This window comes from Mesorhizobium sp. C277A (assembly GCF_040324395.1).
Taxonomy (GTDB): domain Bacteria; phylum Pseudomonadota; class Alphaproteobacteria; order Rhizobiales; family Rhizobiaceae; genus Mesorhizobium.
Genome location: NZ_JAMYVW010000002.1, coordinates 5,859,469 through 5,876,245 on the forward strand (window position 1 = coordinate 5,859,469; position 16,777 = coordinate 5,876,245).

Below are 16,777 nucleotides of genomic sequence, written 5' to 3' on the forward strand. Positions count from 1 at the left end.
GCTTATGTCGCGCCCGTTTTCGTTCAATACCCGTCTACGACATGAGAATCGAAGAATGGCCGCTGAGCCGCTGAAGACACTGTTCCATCCCTTCGAGGCCGAGGGGCTCCCTCTGCCGCAAAAGGGCGAGCGTGTGTTGTTCCTGGGTGCGGAGCCCGGCTTCCGCTTGCCGGAAGGCTTCGAGGCAGAGCTCCATCTTGCACAGGGTTTCCGGCCGCATCTCCGAGCGCTGGAGCGTGCCGGTCACAAGGTAACGCCCCGCTCGGAAGGCGATGCATTCGATGCAGCGCTCGTGCTTGCCGGCCGCCATCGTGGGCTAAACGAGATGCGTATTGCCGAGGCGATCGAACGCGTCACGCCGGGCGGTCTGATCATTGTCGCCGGCGGTAAGGACGAAGGCATCGCCAGCCTGCGCAAGCGCATCGACGAGCTTGTCCCCATCGAAGGGCATCTGCCGAAATATCACGGCATCGCCTTCTGGCTTCGCCGTCCGGTCGATCTGGCGCCTGCGGAAAAACTGCGCGTCGCCAATCCTGCCTTGGTCGTAGAGGACCGCTTCCGCACTGCGCCGGGCATGTTCTCCTTCGACCGGATCGACGCCGGCTCGAAACTTCTGGTCGACAACCTGCCCAAAGACCTGCGCGGCAACATTGCTGATTTCTGCGCCGGCTGGGGTTATGTCGCCGCCGAGGTCGCGGCACGTTCATCCGGTATAACGGGGCTCGACCTTTACGAAGCGGATTTCGACGCGCTTGAGGCGGCCAAGGGCAATATCGGCCAGACAGGCTTCGAGCCCGGCTTCTTTTGGACCGATCTGCTGAGCGAGCCGGTCGAGCGGCGCTATGATGCCATCGTCATGAACCCGCCCTTCCATCGCAGCCGGGCGGCCGAGCCGGAAATCGGCGCCGGCATGATCCAGGCGGCGGGCAAGGCGCTGAAGCCGGGCGGGCGGCTGTTCATGGTGGCGAACCGTCAGCTGCCTTACGAACCGGTTCTGAAGGCCGTCTTCTCCAGCCATGCCGAGCTCGCCCGCGACGGCATGTTCAAGGTTTTCTCCGCGCGCCGATAGGACGGTGCCGGTCGCCTCAATGCATGCTGACGATGCGCGCCGGCTCGTGGACGGGAATGGTCGGTCTGATATCGCCAGGCTTGATCTTGAGCGGCGCCGGCCTGCCGAACAGATAGCCCTGCACCATCTCGCAACCAGCTGCTCGCAAAAGCGTCGCCTGGTTCTCGGTCTCGACGCCTTCGGCGATGATGCCGACGCCGAGCGCCCGCGACAGGCCGACGATGGTAGAGACGACGGCGCCCGAATTCGAATCGGTGTCGATGCGGCTGACGAAGGAGCGGTCGATCTTCAGCTTGCCGAAGGCGAAGTCGATCAGGTAGCTGAGATTGGAATAGCCGGTGCCGAAATCGTCGACGGCCACCGAAATGCCCATGTCGGCAAGCTGCTGCAGGATGGTGGCGGCGCGGTCGCGGTCCTGCATCATCGCCGTCTCGGTCACTTCGAGCTCCAGCCGCGACGGCTTGATGCCGGTGCTGGCCATCGTATCGCGCACGATGCCGACGAAATCCTTGGTCATGAACTGGACCGGCGAGATGTTGACGGCAACGAAGCAGTCCTCGGGCAAATGACGGGCATCGCTGCAGGCCTTGTTCAGCACCCAATTGCCGATCGGGTGGATCATGCCGGTCTCTTCGGCGATCGGAATGAATTCCATCGGCGGGATCATGCCGCGTTCCGGGTGCTTCCAGCGGATCAGCGCCTCGTAGCCGACGATACGGCCGGTCGGCAGGTCGAGCTGCGGCTGGTAGTGGAGGTCGAAATCGCCACGGACGAAGGCGATGTGCAGTTCGGATTCGATCCAGTGGCGGTAGTCGGCGACCTGGCCCATGTCGGAATGGAAGACCGACCAGTTGCCCACGCCGCCGGCGCGGGCATTCTGCAGCGCCAGGTTGGAGCGGCGCAGGATGAGGACCGGATCGACGCCATCCTTTGGCATCGCCACGATGCCGACCGACAGGCCGACCGACTGCAGGTGGGAATCGAGCTGGTACGGCTTCAGCATCTCCTCGATCATGGTTTCGACGGTGCTTTCCATGGACCTTTGGAGTTGGTGTTCCCAGACAAGGATAGCGAACTCGCCGGCGCCGATGCGCCCCATCACCGCGCCTTCGGGCATGCAGGCCTTCAACCGCTTGGTGAAGCCGCGGATCAGTTCGTCGCCATGGCTGTAGCCGATGGCGTCGTTGATCTGCTTGAAGCGGTCGATGTCGATGTCGATGAGGAACACCGGCTCACCGGTCCTGATCGTCGCGGACGCCGCGTCGGCAATCCTGCCGACCATCGCCGGCCGCGCAAAAAGCCCGGTCAGCTTGTCAAAATGGGTTTCGTTGAAAACGTAGTCCACCGATTCATCGACGCCGGCGAAGAAGGACAAGGCAGCACCGGCGGCGGCCAGCGCGCATAGCGCCGACGCGATGCCGATCATGGTTTCCGCCTGCATGCCGGCAAAGCCGTCCCCGAAACCATGCCGGAGGCCCCAAAGCCCAAGGATGAAACTGCCAAGGCCCGAACTGGCGACGGTGAGCAGCCGGAACACAGGTGTTCGCTTCGGGTTGCTGACAGCAGGCATTGCTCAGTCCCTGTCGCATGATCCCGAAATCAACTCGACTTTCGGAAATATCAAGCGCAAATTCATAAAGGCTAAAGCATCCTTTGCGCCCAGCAAGAACGCGCAGAGCCCAAGCCCATAAGACTTCTAGCGGATATCTCCTTAAAATGAGTTTCCGCCGATGCATCTAATTTTACTGGTGAGTTAATCGCGTACGCTGTCGGTCTGCTTCAACTCATCCAGGGTTGGCATCGACACGATGTGATAGCCGGAATCCACATAATGGATTTCGCCGGTGACGCCTGACGAGAGGTCGGACAAAAGATAGAGCGCCGAGCCGCCGACCTCGTCGATGGTCACCGTGCGGCGCAGCGGCGAGTTGCGCTGCTGGTAGGAGTACATGTGGCGGGCGTCCGAGATTCCGGCGCCGGCCAAAGTACGCACCGGTCCCGCCGATATGCCGTTCACCCGGATGCCGCGCGGGCCATAATCGTTGGCGAGATAGCGCACGCTGGCTTCCAGCCCGGCCTTGGCGACGCCCATGACGTTGTAGTTCGGCATGACGCGGACAGAGCCGGCATAGGTCAGCGTGATCATCGCGCCGCCTTCGCTCATCAGCGGGGCGGCATGGCGGGCGACCTCGGTGAAGGAGTAGCAGGAGATGACCATGGTGCGGACGAAATTGTCGCGGCTGGTGTCGGCGTAGAGCCCTTTGAGCTCGTTCTTGTCGGAAAAGCCGATGGCGTGGACGACGAAGTCGAGCCCGCCCCATTCCTTCCCGAGCGTCTCGAAGGTGGCGGCGACCGATGCGCTGTCCTCGACGTCACAGGGCACCACCAGAGACGCGCCAAGCTTCTCGGCAAGCGGCTTGACGCGGCGCCCGAATGCGTCGCCCTGATAGGTGAAGGCAAGCTCCGCTCCGTGTTCGGACAATTTCCTGGCGATGCCCCAGGCGATCGAATGATCGTTGGCGACGCCCATGACAAGCCCGCGCTTGCCCTTCATCAGTCCGTCCATGGCCGGCAATCCCCCTACAAAAAAACGCTGGCCTTATGCGGAATAGCGCTGGAAAATCAGCGTTGCGTTGGTGCCACCGAAGCCGAACGAGTTGGACAAAACCGTGTCGATCCTGGCGTCGTCGATGCGCTTGCGCACGATCGGCATGCCCTCGAATTCGGGATCGAGGTTTTCGATATGGGCGCTCTCGCCGATGAAGCCGCCTTGCATCATCAGGATCGAGTAGATCGATTCCTGTACGCCGGCGGCACCAAGGGAATGGCCGGTCAGCGACTTGGTCGAGGTGATGAACGGCATCTTGTCGCCGAACACCTCTCGGATGGCGCCCATTTCCCGGGAATCGCCGACCGGCGTCGAGGTGCCGTGGGTGTTGATGTAGTCGACCGGCGCGGACACCGTCGCTAGAGCCTGGCGCATGCAGCGCACCGCGCCTTCGCCCGACGGCGCCACCATGTCGTAACCGTCCGACGTCGCGCCATAGCCGACGATCTCAGCGTAGATCTTGGCGCCGCGCGCCTTGGCGTGTTCGAGCTCCTCCAGGATGAGGACGCCCGCGCCGCCCGCGATGACGAAGCCATCGCGATTGGCGTCATACGCGCGGGAAGCTGTTGACGCCTTGTCGTTATACTTCGACGACATCGCCCCCATGGCATCGAACAGGTCCGACATCGTCCAGTCGAGGTCCTCATGGCCGCCGGCAAACATCACATCCTGCTTGCCCCACTGGATCAGTTCGTAGGCGTTGCCGATGCAATGCGCCGAGGTCGAGCAGGCCGACGAGATCGAATAGTTGACGCCGTGGATCTTGAACCAGGTGGCGAGCGTCGCCGACGCGGTCGACGACATCGCCTTCGGCACCGCGAACGGACCGATGCGCTTGGGGCTGTTGTTCTTGAGCGTGGTCTCGGCAGCCTCGACGATGGTGCGGGTCGAGGGGCCACCCGAGCCCATGACAATGCCGGTGCGCTCATTGGTGATGTCGCTTTCGCCAAGCCCGGCGTCGGCGATCGCCTGGTCCATCGCGACATGGTTCCAGGCCGCGCCCTGGCTCAGGAAGCGCATGGCGCGCCGGTCGATCATAGGGGTCGGGTCGAGCGTCGGCGCGCCCCAGACCTGGCAGCGGAAGCCGTGTTCGGCGAAGGAATCGGAGAAGCTGATGCCTGATTTGGCATCGTGGAGCGAGGATTGCACCTCGTTGGCGTTGTTGCCGATCGACGATACGATGCCGAGGCCTGTGACGACGACCCTTCTCATTCGCAACTCCTTCCAGCGGATGATCCCGAAACCCTAGTCGGTTTTCGCCGGCGATCATACGCAAAACCAAAATGCCGCAGCGTCGTTGCGCGTCCGGGAACGCCCTGCTGCAGTGGCGCCGGTCAGGCGGCCGATTGCTTGGACAGCCCCACTTTGAGGTCTGTCGCCGCGTATATGGGTTCGCCGTCGGCTTTAAGCCAGCCATCGGCGATGCCGAGAACCAGGCGTCCGCGCATGACGCGCTTGAAATCGATGCCGTATTCCACTTTCTTGACCGAAGGCGTCACCATCCCCTTGAACTTCACTTCGCCGGTCGACAGCGCCATTCCCTTGCCCGGCTCGCCGAGCCAGCCGAGGTAGAAACCCGTCAATTGCCACATGGCGTCGAGGCCCAGGCACCCCGGCATGATCGGATTGCCGATGAAATGGCAGGCGAAAAACCACAGGTCCGGCTTGATGTCGAATTCGGCGCGGATGAAGCCCTTGTCGTGGGCGCCGCCGGTCTCGCTGATCTCGGTGATGCGGTCGAACATCAGCATCGGCGGATAGGGCAGCTGGGCGTTGCCGGGCCCAAACAGCTCGCCGCGGGCGCAGGCAAGCAATTCCTCATAACCGTAGCTGGATTTCGAACCCGCCATATGTCTCGTCCCCATAATGTCCCGGGCGGTGGGGCGCCCTTGTCGTTGGTTTCCTAACACAATCCCTTTCGGTCCGGAAACCGGCGTTTGCGCTTAACCCGCCCGTCTGCCCGGGTCAATGCGCGCTCTCGCATCGGCCCGAAATCGATCTCGATTCCGGAAAGCACGATGCGACGCCAAAAAGCGATAGAGCGCACTTAGTGCGTCCAACTGGACGCACGTCGCTCTATTGATCGTATTCCGCCAACAGAATATATGTCGGGAGGTATCCAGTTTCGGTTGATGACGTTTTTTCGCCACTCTGGGCGTGTCTTGAGGCAGAACTGTGGGCTTGGACGGATAGATGGATCTGGGCGGCCGGAAGGAAAATGTCGCTGTGGACAAGCGGGTTCGCGAAGCCGGCCTTAGGCCGACACGCCAACGCATTGCGCTGGCCGATCTGCTGTTTGCCAAGGGCGACCGCCACCTTTCGGCCGAGGAACTGCATGAAGAGGCGGTCGCCGCCGGCGTGCCGGTCTCGCTCGCCACCGTCTACAACGCGCTTCACCAGTTCACCCAGGCCGGCCTGCTGCGCATCCTGGCGGTCGAGGGGTCCAAGACCTATTTCGACACCAACACCTCCGATCACCATCATTTTTACATCGAAGGCGAAAACAGGATCTTCGATATAGAAAGCGGTCCGGTGACCGTCTCCAACCTGCCGGAGCCACCCGCAGGCATGGAGATCGCCAATGTCGACATCGTGGTGAGGCTGCGCCCGAAGCGCAGCGTTTAAGCCCCAACCCGTGAAACCTGTCGATTTTGCAATCCGGCTCGAATGGGTTGCGGTCGCGGTCGTGGCTATACTCGCCTATGCCGCGTCAGGCGTTTCCTGGTGGCTGTTCGCCCTGCTTATTCTGGCGCCCGACCTGTCGATGCTGGGCTATCTCGCCGGGGCACGGATCGGCGCTGTCGCTTACAACGCGTTGCACATCCTGATCGTCCCGCTGTTGCTGGCCCTCGCCGGATATGTTCTGGCCAATTCGACGGCGACCGCGATTGGTCTGATCTGGATCATCCACATCGCCGTCGACCGCGCGCTCGGCTACGGTCTCAAACTGTCGACCGGTTTTCAGGACACCCATCTCGGCCGTATCGGCCGTTAGGCCTCCAGCAATCTCAATTCTTGACGTGCTCGCCGGGATAGGCGCCCCACACCTGCGACTGGGCGATCCAGCCGGTGTGGCCGTCGAAGGTCATTTCGCACCACTGGCCATCGCAGGTTTTGATCGTGCCCGTAACGCCCGGCTCGATGATGGCGATGACGCTGGCGTCCTTATCGGCATCGTCGAGCAGATTGATTCGGCCACCTTTGGTGCGTTGCCAAGGGGCGACGATCGCGGTCCGGCGGCCGGACAGCAGCGACTGGTTGATCCAACCCTCCGAGCCATCGGCATCGCGCACCCGCCGCCAGGTATCGAATTCCTGGATGATTTCCATCGGCAGGCCGGCCTTTGTGTACATCCAGTCGACGGAATAGTTGGCGCCGGGGCCAACGCGCGAGTTGACGCGAGCCGATTTCAGGCTGACGAAACGCGGCAGCGGCAGGCCGCTCGGCCCGAGCGTGACCGTCTGCACAGGTGCGGCGGCACCTTGCGCCGCGGCTTGCGGGGAATGCAGGAGAGCGCCGAGAAGCGCTGCGCTGAGGATCAGGCGAAGCGACGCGAAACCAGACACTTTCATTCCTTTCGGCGCGTGCCCTTTGGTCCGGGCGCCCCTTTTTCTTTGTCTTCGGCGGCACCGCTTGTTACAGGAGTGGCAGGCACCGCGACCGGTATTCAGTTTCGCCTGTCTTGGTTAAAGAGGTCTCAACGAGATCGGGTTCGAGGAAACAATGGCAGGCAAAAAACGGCCTCTCGTCGTCATCACGCGCAAGCTGCCCGATCCGGTCGAGACCCGCATGCGCGAACTCTTCGACGCCAGGCTGAATGTCGAGGACCGCCCGATGACGCAGCCGGAGCTGGTCGCGGCGATCAAGGAAGCCGATGTGCTGGTGCCGACCATCACCGACCAGATCGATGCGGCGCTGATTGCCCAGGCCGGCGACAATCTCAAGCTGATCGCCAATTTCGGAAATGGCGTCGACAAGATCGATGTGGCGGCGGCGGCCAGGAAAGGCATTACCGTCACCAACACGCCGAACGTGCTGACCGAGGATACGGCCGACATGACCATGGCGCTGATGCTGGCCGGGCCGCGGCGGCTGGCCGAAGGCGCCAATGTGCTCACCAGCGACAAGAAATGGGCCGGTTGGTCGCCGACCTGGATGCTCGGCCGGCGCATCTGGGGCAAGCGCCTCGGTATCGTCGGCATGGGCCGCATCGGCACTGCGGTTGCGAGGCGCGCCAAGGCTTTCGGCCTGTCGATCCACTACCATAACCGCCATCGCGTGCTGCCGGCGGTCGAGGAAGGGCTGGAGGCGACCTATTGGGAAAGCCTCGACCAGATGCTTGCCCGCATGGACATCATCTCGATCAACTGCCCGTCGACGCCGGCGACCTTTCATCTGCTTTCGGCGCGGCGCCTAGCTCTGCTTCAGCCCACCGCCTATGTGGTCAACACCGCGCGCGGCGACATCATCGACGAGGAAGCGCTGGTCAAGCTGATCCAGGACGGCAAGATCGCCGGCGCCGGCCTCGACGTCTACGAGCACGAACCGGCGCTGAACTCGAAACTGCTGAAGCTTGCCGCCAAGAACAAAGTCGTGCTTTTGCCGCATATGGGTTCTGCGACGATCGAGGGCCGCATCGACATGGGCGAGAAGGTGATCATCAACATCCGCGCCTTCTTCGACGGCCACCGGCCGCCGGACCGCGTGCTGCCGCTATGGACTTGAAGCGGGCCGCGTTCAGGATGCGGTTGTGAGGGCGCCATCCGCCGCGACACTCACACGCTTGCCGCGATAGGCCTCAAAAGCGTCGCGCCTGAGCCTGAGCGCTACCGGCGTCGGCCAGCCCATTTCCCTGGCCACAATCAAGCCAAGCAGCAGGATCGCGTCCGGCTCGTGCAGCACGAGTGCCGTCGGCGCATGGCCATTGTGGACGAGTTCCATCAGCACGGCTGACGCTGAGGACGAGCCGATCGTGCCGGGCAGGAACAGCACACGCCCGGAAATGGTCTCGCCATGCTGCGGGTGACGGACATCGGCGATGCGGCCGCTCTTCGGATCGACGCCGCCCCAGAAGCTGATCGGCGCCATCAGCACCAAGGCCAGCCCTTCGCCTCCGCTGCCCGGCACCAGGATTTCAGCGACGGCGCTCATGCGGCGATATCCGTAAACCTGGGCTTACCGGCAACCGCGCTTTCCACGCAGTCGGCCAGCGAGCCGTAAAGCACGGCGTAACCGGTATTGCCCGGCGCGTAGTGCGCGAATTTTCCCGAATTGGTCATCAGCACGCCGCCGGCCAGATTCGGCAGGATCGGCGTCACCACCACGCAGGTGTCGGCGACGATGATGACGCCGCTGGCTTCGAGCATCTTGCGCTTGCCGTTCTGCTCCAGCCTGGTGAGCACGTGGCGGCCGGTGCAGGCGTAAATCGGCACGCTGAGCCGCCGCCCGCCAATCAGCCGCTCAAGTGCATCGAATTCGGCCAAAGACAGATGCGGACTGCCGATCGCCACGGCATCGATGGCGGTCTGCGTGGCTGCGGTGGACAGGCCGGCGCGGGCCTTCATGGCCATCTCCGGCGTTACGCGGATCATCGTTTCCGGCCTGCCGCCCACCAGGATGGTCTCGGCGTCGGGCGCTTCTGGCGTTACCCCAGCGATATGGAACAGGCCGACGGCGCCCGACGATGCCGCCGCCGCGCCGAAGGCCTTCAGCGCATCCTCGCCGGGATGGCTGGATATGCCGGTGACGACGCCGACCGCGTTGCCGACCTCACGGCCGTAGAGGTTGCCCAGCACCGGCCAGGCGATCTCCGAACCAAGGAACGAGGCGGAGAGGCCGGACACATCGAACACCAGCCGTGCCTGCCGGTTCTCGGGGCGATGCAGGCCGTAATCCGGCGCGCGGCCCGATATGGCGCAGGCGATGTCGAGGAAGTCGCCATAGCGGTTGGTGCGTGCCCCCAGCACCGAATTGCAGAACACCACCGCGTTGGATTCACCCCAGGCGACATCGCTGCCAAGCGCTGGCCTGTGGCCGGCCTGATAGGGCGCGCAGGTCCAGCTCTGCTCGCAGCCCAGTTTGCGGTAGGCCTCCATCATTCGTCGCGCCATGCCGCGCGCCGGCTCTTCGAGGCGCACGCGCGAGCAGCCCATCAGGTCGAGCGCGCCGACATTGAGCGTCGAGCGCACCGCGACCCTGGCGCCGCCATCGACCAGCCTTTCGGCAAACAGCGTGCCGGAATCGCCGTGATAGAGCGCGCCGTCTATATGCGTCGAGGCGATCGGGATCAGTCGCGGCGCGCCGAGCAGCGCAGCGCTTTCGGCAACGATGCGCATCGCCATCGCCGCCCCGTCATGGCCGGAGGCGATTGTCTGCTCCTGTGCGCTGAGGGCGAGGCTCACGCGAACTCCTTGCGCATGGTGATCGAGGTCGGCCGGTCATAACCGTCATGCGCCGTGCGCGCGGTTTCGCGGAAGCCGAGACGCGCAAAGGTTGCGTGATTTGCCGTGAGCTCGACCCGCGTCTGCAGTTCGATGCCGGGTTTGTTGCGGTTGCGGGCAAGGTCCTCGACAGCCTGCATCAATCGTCTGCCGATGCCTTGGCCCTGAAGCCCGAGTTCGACGGCGAACTTGCCGATATAGAAATCATCGGGTCTCTCCAGCGCAAAAACGCAGCCTGCGATCTGGCCGCCCTGCAGAGCCACGAACACCGTTTCCCGCCCAGCCTTGTCCCTCAGGCTTTCGACGCACAGCAGATGCGCAGAGGAGGGCGGGTCGATGACGCCGTCCATCGGTGCAAAGGCGCGCATGATCAGGCTGAGCAGTTCGTCCCAGCGGTCGAAGCCGGGGGCGAACTGCGTGACCAAAACACTGGCAGGCTGATCCATGCGGTCAGCTTCTCTTGTAGCGGATCGTGTCGAAGCGCGCCGACAGCGCATCGTAGAGCAGCAGCCGGCCGACCAGTGGTTCGCCGATACCGGTGATCAGCTTGATGGCTTCCATTGCCTGCAAGGTGCCGATGACGCCGGTCAGCGCACCGACGACCCCGGCCACCGCGCAGGACGGCACCAGTCCTTCCGGCGGCGCTTCAGGAAAGAGGTCGCGATATCCAGGGTTCGGTCTGCCGTCGGCGCCGGTCCCGAACGGCATCAACACCGTCACCGAGCCGTCGAAGCGGCCGACGGCGGCATGCACGAGCGGCCGCTTTTCCGCCGCGCAGGCATCCGCCACCACATAGCGCGTCTCGAAATTGTCGGAGCCGTCGACGACCACGTCGTAGCGCGCGACGAGAACGGCAGCATTGTCGGCCGTCAGCCTGAAATCGTGCAATTCCACCGCGACATGGGGATTGATCCGGGCGATCGCTGCTTTGGCGCTCTCGGTCTTCGCCGTGCCGACCGTATGGGTGGCGTGGATCACTTGCCGCTGCAGATTGGACAGCGAGACAATATCGTCGTCGACGATTCCAAGCGTGCCGACGCCGGCGGCAGCGAGATATTCCAGCACCGGCGCGCCGAGGCCGCCGGCGCCGATCACCAGTACCCGCGCCCGCTTCAGCCTCTGCTGGCCGGCGCCGCCGATCTCGGGCAGCACGATGTGGCGGGCATAGCGTTCGAGCTCTTCGTCGGTGAGGGCGGCAGGGGTCATTGCCGGACCATATAGCGGAGCAAAAAGCTTGTCAGGTCTCTTCGGTTGGCCCAACCGTGCCGTGGTCGACGTTGAGGAACTGCGCGCGTCCCCTCAGGCTGGAAAACAGCGCGGCGTCGGTTCCGGTCATGAAGGCCTGGCAGCTCAGCTCTTCCAGGATCGAGAACAGCGCGGCGCGCCGGCCGGCATCGAGATGCGCGGCAATCTCGTCGAGCAACAGGATCGGCGTCATCCCCGACATCTCGCCGGTCAGCCTTGCGTGCGACAACACGATGCCGACCAGCAGCGCCTTCTGCTCTCCGGTCGAGCAGAGTTCGGCCGGCATCGCCTTGGGGCGGTGGCGCACCAGCAGATCCGAACGGTGCGGGCCATCGAACGTGCGTCCGGCGGCGCGGTCGCGCTCGCGGCCGTCGGCAAGGGCGGCGCGATAGCGTTCCTCGACATCCACGGCGGGTGCTGTGGCGACGTCGCTTTCAAGGTCGCCGGAGAGGCTGATGTCGGCCTGCGGAAACGGCCCGCTGGAAGGCAGCCTGTCGATCATGGCGGTAAGCAGGCGTACCAGTTCGGCGCGCGCAGCCGCGATCGCCACGCCGGTTTCGGCCATCTGCATCTCGATGGCGTCGAACCAGGCGCCGTCGCGCGAGCCTTCCGTAAGCAAGCGGTTACGTCCGCGCATCGCCTTCTCGTAATCGAGCGCACGCTGGCCGTGGCCGGGATCGACAGCCAAAACCAGCCGGTCGAGAAAGCGCCGCCGGTCGGCGGCAGGTCCGGGGAACAGGCCGTCCATGGCCGGCGTCAGCCAGACGACGCGCAGCCATTCCAGCATGGCGTCTGCCGACCGTGCCGGCGCGCCATTGATGCGCACCTTGCGACCGCCCTCGCCGGCCGCTTCACCCCCGGTGATGCCGGTGCCGATCTCGACCTGTCCCTCCGGCCCGTCGAGCCTTGCGTGGAGCGCAAAGCCGCCATCGCCGCCTTCGCGGGCCACGTCGACATAGGGCGCACGGCGCAGGCCGCGGCCCGGCGTCAGCAGGGAGATGGCTTCCAGAAGATTGGTCTTGCCGGCGCCATTGTCGCCGGAAAACACCACAGGGCCGGGGGAAAAGCCGATCGACAGCGCCGCATAGTTGCGGAAATTCGTAAGTGTTAGCTTCCTTATGTGACTTTGTTCCGGCAACCGCTATCCGCCTGTAGAAGTCGCCGCAATCAATTATGCTGCAGTGTGCCGCAGTGCGGCTGCTACACCCGCATCGGCATCAGCACGTAGAGCGCGGTCTCATCGGCCATGTCGTGGATCAGCGTCGGCGAACCGGCATCGGCCAGCATGAACTTGGCTTCCGTGCCGGTCAGTTGAGCAGCGACGTCGAGCAGATATTTGGCGTTGAAGCCGATCTCGATCGGGTCTGAGGAGTAATCAGCGGCCAGTTCCTCGGTGGCGCTGCCCGAATCCGGATTGTTGACGGCAAGCGTCACCTGGCCTTCGGTGATCGAAAGCTTCACCGCGCGGCCGCGCTCGGAGGAAATGGTCGAGACGCGATCGACGGCGGCGGCGAAGCTCTGGCGGTCGATGATCAGCTTCTTGTCGTTGCCGGTCGGAATGACGCGCTGGTAGTCCGGGAAAGTGCCGTCGATCAGCTTCGAGGTCAGAACCACGCTGCCGATGGTGAAGCGGATCTTGGTGTCGGACAATTCGGTGGTCACCGCGACATCGGGATCGTCGACCAGCTTCTGCAATTCGCTGACCGTCTTGCGCGGAATGATGATGCCCGGCATGCCTTCGGACCCGGCCGGAGCGTCGATCTCGGCGCGCGCCAGGCGGTGGCCGTCGGTCGCCACCGAACGCAGCTTCAGCTTGCCGCCAGTTTCATGCGTGTGCAGGTAGATGCCGTTGAGATAGTAGCGCGTCTCTTCGGTGGAGATGGCGAACTGGGTCTTTTCGATAAGGCCTCTCAGGGCGACGGAATCGAGCCGGAAGATGTGTGAGAAGGATCCCGCCGAAAGCTCCGGGAAATCGGACTGCGGCAGGCATTGCAGGCGAAAGCTCGAGCGGCCCGACGTTACCGTCATGGCGTTGCCGTCCTCGTCGGTCTTCAGCATCACTTCGGCGCCGTCGGCCAGCTTGCGCACGATGTCGTAGAGCAGGTGCGCCGGAACCGTCGTCGCCCCGCCGCGCTCGACCTTTGCCGGCGTCGCTTCGGTCACTTCGAGGTCGAGGTCGGTGGCTTTCATTTCAAGGCTGGCGCCCTCGGCGCTGAGCAGCACGTTCGACAGGATCGGTATGGTATTGCGCCGCTCGACCACGCGATGAACGTGGTTGAGCGACTTCAGGAGATTGGACCGTTCCAGGATAACACGCATGACGAAACAGGCTCGCTTGAATGAATGGACGGGTCACCAGTGGGCGGCGCCCCGCGAAAGGTCTGAACAGGCTCAGAATCTATGCAAACTGACAGGAAAAAGCCAGCAAACGCAAGTCCGGGCCACCGGTTCGCGCCGGTTAAGCGGGCTTTCTGGGGATAAAGCGGACGTTGGCCGGCAACCGATGCATGTCGCCGAAAACTGCGCAGCGGTTTTGGGACAACGACATGCATCAAAACAAGAAAATTTAAAGCGCGACGACCGTTTGCCGCGCCGATCAGGCTTGGTCGTTGATCAGCCTGCGCAACAGTTCCAGTTCCTGCGCCAGCGTGTTGTCGACGCCGGAAAGGTCCTCGATCTTGCGCACCGCATGCAGCACCGTGGTGTGGTCGCGCCCGCCGAACCGCCGGCCGATCTCCGGCAGCGAGCGCGGCGTCAATACCTTCGACAGGTACATGGCGACCTGCCTGGGCTTCACGATGGTGCGCGTGCGCCGGTTGGACAGCAACTCGGTCTTCGACACATTGTAGTGGCGCGCCACGATGCGCTGGATGTCCTCGATGCGCACCCGCTTCGGCTCGCCAGAGCGATAGATGTGCCCCAGGATCTCGTCGATGCGGTCGATGGTGATCGCCGGCTCGAACGACTGACGAAACAGCAGTTGGTTGAACGCGCCCTCCAGCTCACGACCGCTGCCGGTCACCGTGCGGGCGACATGGTTGAGGATCTCCTCCGAAATATTGAGCGATGCATCGTCAACCTTGGCGGTGGCAAGCCGAAGTTTGAGCATGCCTATGCGCATGGCGAAGTCCGGCGCCGACATTTCCAGCGCGACACCGCCATTGAGGCGCGAGCGCACCCGCGGTTCCAGCGATTCCAGTTCCGACGGCGGCCTGTCAGCGGCAACCACCACTTGCTTGGCGCTGTCGAGCAGCATGTTGATGAGATGGCAGAATTCGTGCTGGATCGACTTGCCCTGCAGGAACTGCATGTCGTCGATGATCAAGAGGTCGATGTCGCGCAGCTGTTCCTTCAGCGTCAGCGCATTGTTGTCGCGGATCGCGGTGGCGAAGCGCCACATGAAATATTCGGCCGTCAGATAGACGACGCGCGATTTCGGGTTCTGTTTCAGGGATTCGGCCGCAATCGCCTGCAAAAGGTGCGTCTTGCCGAGCCCGACGGTCGCATGAAGGAACAGCGGGTTGAAGCGCACCGCGCTCGACTGCGATTCCGCCACGGCTTTGGCTGCGGCGAAAGCCACCCGGTTCGACGGGCCTTCGATGAAGGAGCCGAACGTGTAGCGCGGGTCGAGCGGCGACCCCAGCACATTGTGCCGGAATTCGCTCTCGATCGGCGTGCCGGGACGAGGGGCGGGCGCCCGCTCCACCCTGCCGGGGCCGACCGTGCCGGCCGCCAATGCGGTCTGCGTATGCTTGGTCATCTTGCGCGCCGGCACGGCCTCGGGTTCGACGACGCCATTGCGGGCAGGACGGGTCGCGGTGCGCACGACCATCTCGATCTTGAGGATTTCGGGATCCTCGTGCTTCCACAGATCGGCGATGAGATCGAGATAATGGCCATTGATCCACGAGCGCAGGAAGGCCGTGGGCACCGAGATGCGTACAATGCCCCGGGAAGCCTCAGCCACCTTCATACGGCCGAACCAGCTCGAATAGACCTCGGTTCCCAGGCGCGCCTTCAACTGGGCCTTGACCCGGTCGAACTTCTGTTCCGCGTCGCTGGAAGCCGCCATATCGTGCGCTCCGACCAATGTTCCGGGAAATGGCAGGTCGCCCGTAAGCTCCCGCTCGATGCCGCTCTGCATGATTGTGCGTCCCTTTTCCTTTGTACCTTTTTTCCGCCGGGAGTGCGCCTCCTGCACCCATGTTTCCGGCGACCGTATCTTCGCTACAACACCACCGCCGCCGCCGGCGGATGACGTTGCCTCGTCAGAATGGGATGGGTCCCGGCTGCTTAAAGCCAGTCCGTCTGACATGTTCGGGCAAAGCGGTGCTACCCGGCGAAAACGCCGGTGCGCCATCAAGCTGCCATGTACAATTACGCCAGTCCCCTATCGTATCGAAAAGGCAAGCCATACCCGTTCGCGGAATTGATCCACGTCATGAATTCTGCCACTGTTAGCTGGCCGATTCAGGCTGGGTTAAGGGCTAATGGCCCGTCCCTTTCGATAGACCGACATTACCGAAATCGCTGTGGATAGGGCAAGGCCACCTCTAACGGATTTTTAAGGAATCTGGTTAGTGAACAACGGTTCGGGCTCCGTGCTGGAAGCGCATATTTTGACAAAGCCATTGGGATTCAAACCCTTTTGCCGCGAATATGAAAATGGCTGTGCGGTTTGAAATTTTCTGAAATAATTCGCTTGACACCAACTTGCTGCCTATCGCCCACAGGCGATGTGAACAAGCTGTGGATCACTTCCAGCAAGTCGTTGAAAAATATCAGCAATTTGTGACAGCCAAATTTATTGGCGTGGGCCGTTTCGGCGGATTGGAATATCAGTGGGAGTGTATGTGCCGGCAAAGCATTCCAGACTCTGGAATGCGGCTCGGGCGTGCTTTGCGGCCGTTCTTTTTAAGTGCTTGCCGGCAAACGAAAAAACCCGGCACGATTGGCCGGGTTTGAAAGAACGACAGTTCAGGAACGGTCAATCAGGCCGACAGCACCTTGAGGCGGTGAGCCAGACGCGACACCTTGCGCGATGCCGTATTCTTATGGATCACGCCCTTGGTCGCGGCGCGCATCAATTCCGGCTCTGCGGTCTTGAAGGCTTCCAGCGCGGCTGCCTTGTCGCCGGCAGCCAGTGCCTCTTCGACCTGGCGGACATATGTACGCACGCGCGAGCGGCGGTTCTTGTTGATCGCTGCGCGGCGGGCGATCTTGCGCGTTGCCTTTTTGGCCGAGGAGGTATTGGCCATGATGCCTCTCTTCTGATCTGGTGGGCGCATGCGGGATGCCGCAGGGCGCAAAAAACAAACGGGCAGCCAACGGCCGCCTCGGTTGGAGCGGCTTATAGTTCAGCTTTTCCGGCGCGTCAACGCCGCTTTGGCTTCTTTTTGGTCCTCGCCGCCGCCA

General features: G+C 63.0%; 18 protein-coding genes. 5 read left to right on the forward strand and 13 right to left on the reverse strand.

Going from position 1 to position 16,777, the window contains the following annotated elements; all coding sequences use genetic code 11:
* Window positions 1-55: 55 nt before the first annotated feature.
* The gene (locus NKK52_RS28805; RefSeq protein WP_023715304.1) at window positions 56-1,069 is read left to right on the forward strand and encodes a class I SAM-dependent methyltransferase; all 1,014 of its coding nucleotides are present in this window, start codon (window positions 56-58) and stop codon (window positions 1,067-1,069) included.
* A 16-nt stretch (window positions 1,070-1,085) separates the two neighbouring features.
* On the opposite strand, the gene NKK52_RS28810 is transcribed toward NKK52_RS28805, so the two are convergent.
* The 4 genes from NKK52_RS28810 to fabA all read right to left on the reverse strand — a co-directional run bounded on the left by NKK52_RS28810 (window position 1,086) and on the right by fabA (window position 5,527).
* Complete coding sequence (locus tag NKK52_RS28810; protein ID WP_023669563.1) at window positions 1,086-2,639, reverse strand: putative bifunctional diguanylate cyclase/phosphodiesterase; 1,554 nt, start codon at window positions 2,637-2,639, stop codon at window positions 1,086-1,088.
* Between the two features lie 183 nt (window positions 2,640-2,822).
* Window positions 2,823-3,635, reverse strand: a complete 813-nt coding sequence (gene fabI, locus NKK52_RS28815; RefSeq protein ID WP_023669564.1) for an enoyl-ACP reductase FabI — start codon at window positions 3,633-3,635, stop codon at window positions 2,823-2,825.
* A gap of 33 nt (window positions 3,636-3,668) precedes the next feature.
* Window positions 3,669-4,889, reverse strand: coding sequence for a beta-ketoacyl-ACP synthase I (gene fabB, locus NKK52_RS28820; RefSeq protein WP_023682004.1), 1,221 nt, complete (start codon window positions 4,887-4,889; stop codon window positions 3,669-3,671).
* 122 nt (window positions 4,890-5,011) lie between these two features.
* Window positions 5,012-5,527: a 3-hydroxyacyl-[acyl-carrier-protein] dehydratase FabA gene (gene fabA, locus NKK52_RS28825; protein ID WP_023669566.1), complete on the reverse strand. Its 516-nt coding sequence runs from the start codon at window positions 5,525-5,527 to the stop codon at window positions 5,012-5,014.
* A gap of 343 nt (window positions 5,528-5,870) precedes the next feature.
* Here fabA and irrA point away from each other — a divergent pair, with 343 nt between their 5' ends.
* Together irrA and NKK52_RS28835 are read left to right on the forward strand one after the other, a co-directional pair.
* Window positions 5,871-6,302 carry an iron response transcriptional regulator IrrA gene (gene irrA / locus NKK52_RS28830; RefSeq protein ID WP_031193300.1) on the forward strand — a complete coding sequence of 144 codons (432 nt, stop codon included), beginning with the start codon at window positions 5,871-5,873 and terminating at the stop codon, window positions 6,300-6,302.
* Between the two features lie 10 nt (window positions 6,303-6,312).
* A complete protein-coding gene (locus NKK52_RS28835; RefSeq protein WP_023682003.1) occupies window positions 6,313-6,672 on the forward strand; it encodes a DUF4260 domain-containing protein in 360 nt (119 codons plus the stop codon).
* A 13-nt stretch (window positions 6,673-6,685) separates the two neighbouring features.
* Here NKK52_RS28835 and NKK52_RS28840 read toward each other — a convergent pair whose 3' ends face one another.
* A complete protein-coding gene (locus NKK52_RS28840; protein ID WP_023669569.1) occupies window positions 6,686-7,243 on the reverse strand; it encodes an SH3 domain-containing protein in 558 nt (185 codons plus the stop codon).
* A 157-nt stretch (window positions 7,244-7,400) separates the two neighbouring features.
* Here NKK52_RS28840 and NKK52_RS28845 point away from each other — a divergent pair, with 157 nt between their 5' ends.
* Window positions 7,401-8,402: a 2-hydroxyacid dehydrogenase gene (locus NKK52_RS28845; protein ID WP_023682002.1), complete on the forward strand. Its 1,002-nt coding sequence runs from the start codon at window positions 7,401-7,403 to the stop codon at window positions 8,400-8,402.
* Between the two features lie 12 nt (window positions 8,403-8,414).
* On the opposite strand, the gene NKK52_RS28850 is transcribed toward NKK52_RS28845, so the two are convergent.
* The 7 genes from NKK52_RS28850 to dnaA form a co-directional block, all read right to left on the reverse strand.
* Window positions 8,415-8,828, reverse strand: a complete 414-nt coding sequence (locus tag NKK52_RS28850) for an aconitase X swivel domain-containing protein (RefSeq protein WP_023682001.1) — start codon at window positions 8,826-8,828, stop codon at window positions 8,415-8,417.
* Window positions 8,825-10,078, reverse strand: a complete 1,254-nt coding sequence (locus NKK52_RS28855) for an aconitase X (RefSeq protein WP_023682000.1) — start codon at window positions 10,076-10,078, stop codon at window positions 8,825-8,827. Before NKK52_RS28855 ends, NKK52_RS28850 begins: the two co-directional genes overlap by 4 nt.
* Window positions 10,075-10,563 (reverse strand): GNAT family N-acetyltransferase, encoded by a 489-nt coding sequence (locus tag NKK52_RS28860; RefSeq protein ID WP_023681999.1) that lies wholly within the window; start codon window positions 10,561-10,563, stop codon window positions 10,075-10,077. Before NKK52_RS28860 ends, NKK52_RS28855 begins: the two co-directional genes overlap by 4 nt.
* A 4-nt stretch (window positions 10,564-10,567) precedes the next feature.
* The gene (locus NKK52_RS28865; RefSeq protein ID WP_023681998.1) at window positions 10,568-11,323 is read right to left on the reverse strand and encodes a molybdopterin-synthase adenylyltransferase MoeB; all 756 of its coding nucleotides are present in this window, start codon (window positions 11,321-11,323) and stop codon (window positions 10,568-10,570) included.
* A 31-nt stretch (window positions 11,324-11,354) separates the two neighbouring features.
* A complete protein-coding gene (recF, locus tag NKK52_RS28870; protein ID WP_023681997.1) occupies window positions 11,355-12,500 on the reverse strand; it encodes a DNA replication/repair protein RecF in 1,146 nt (381 codons plus the stop codon).
* Between the two features lie 62 nt (window positions 12,501-12,562).
* Window positions 12,563-13,681, reverse strand: a complete 1,119-nt coding sequence (gene dnaN / locus NKK52_RS28875; RefSeq protein ID WP_023669575.1) for a DNA polymerase III subunit beta — start codon at window positions 13,679-13,681, stop codon at window positions 12,563-12,565.
* A 277-nt stretch (window positions 13,682-13,958) separates the two neighbouring features.
* The gene (gene dnaA, locus NKK52_RS28880) at window positions 13,959-15,434 is read right to left on the reverse strand and encodes a chromosomal replication initiator protein DnaA (protein WP_023681996.1); all 1,476 of its coding nucleotides are present in this window, start codon (window positions 15,432-15,434) and stop codon (window positions 13,959-13,961) included.
* 677 nt (window positions 15,435-16,111) lie between these two features.
* On the opposite strand from dnaA, the gene NKK52_RS28885 reads away from it, so the two are divergent.
* Window positions 16,112-16,327 (forward strand): hypothetical protein, encoded by a 216-nt coding sequence (locus NKK52_RS28885; protein WP_155923752.1) that lies wholly within the window; start codon window positions 16,112-16,114, stop codon window positions 16,325-16,327.
* Window positions 16,328-16,353: 26 nt separating this feature from the next.
* Here the strand turns inward: NKK52_RS28885 and rpsT are convergent, their stop codons facing one another.
* On the reverse strand, window positions 16,354-16,620 hold the full coding sequence (rpsT, locus tag NKK52_RS28890; protein ID WP_023681995.1) for a 30S ribosomal protein S20: 267 nt from the start codon (window positions 16,618-16,620) through the stop codon (window positions 16,354-16,356).
* Between the last annotated feature and the right edge of the window lie 157 nt (window positions 16,621-16,777).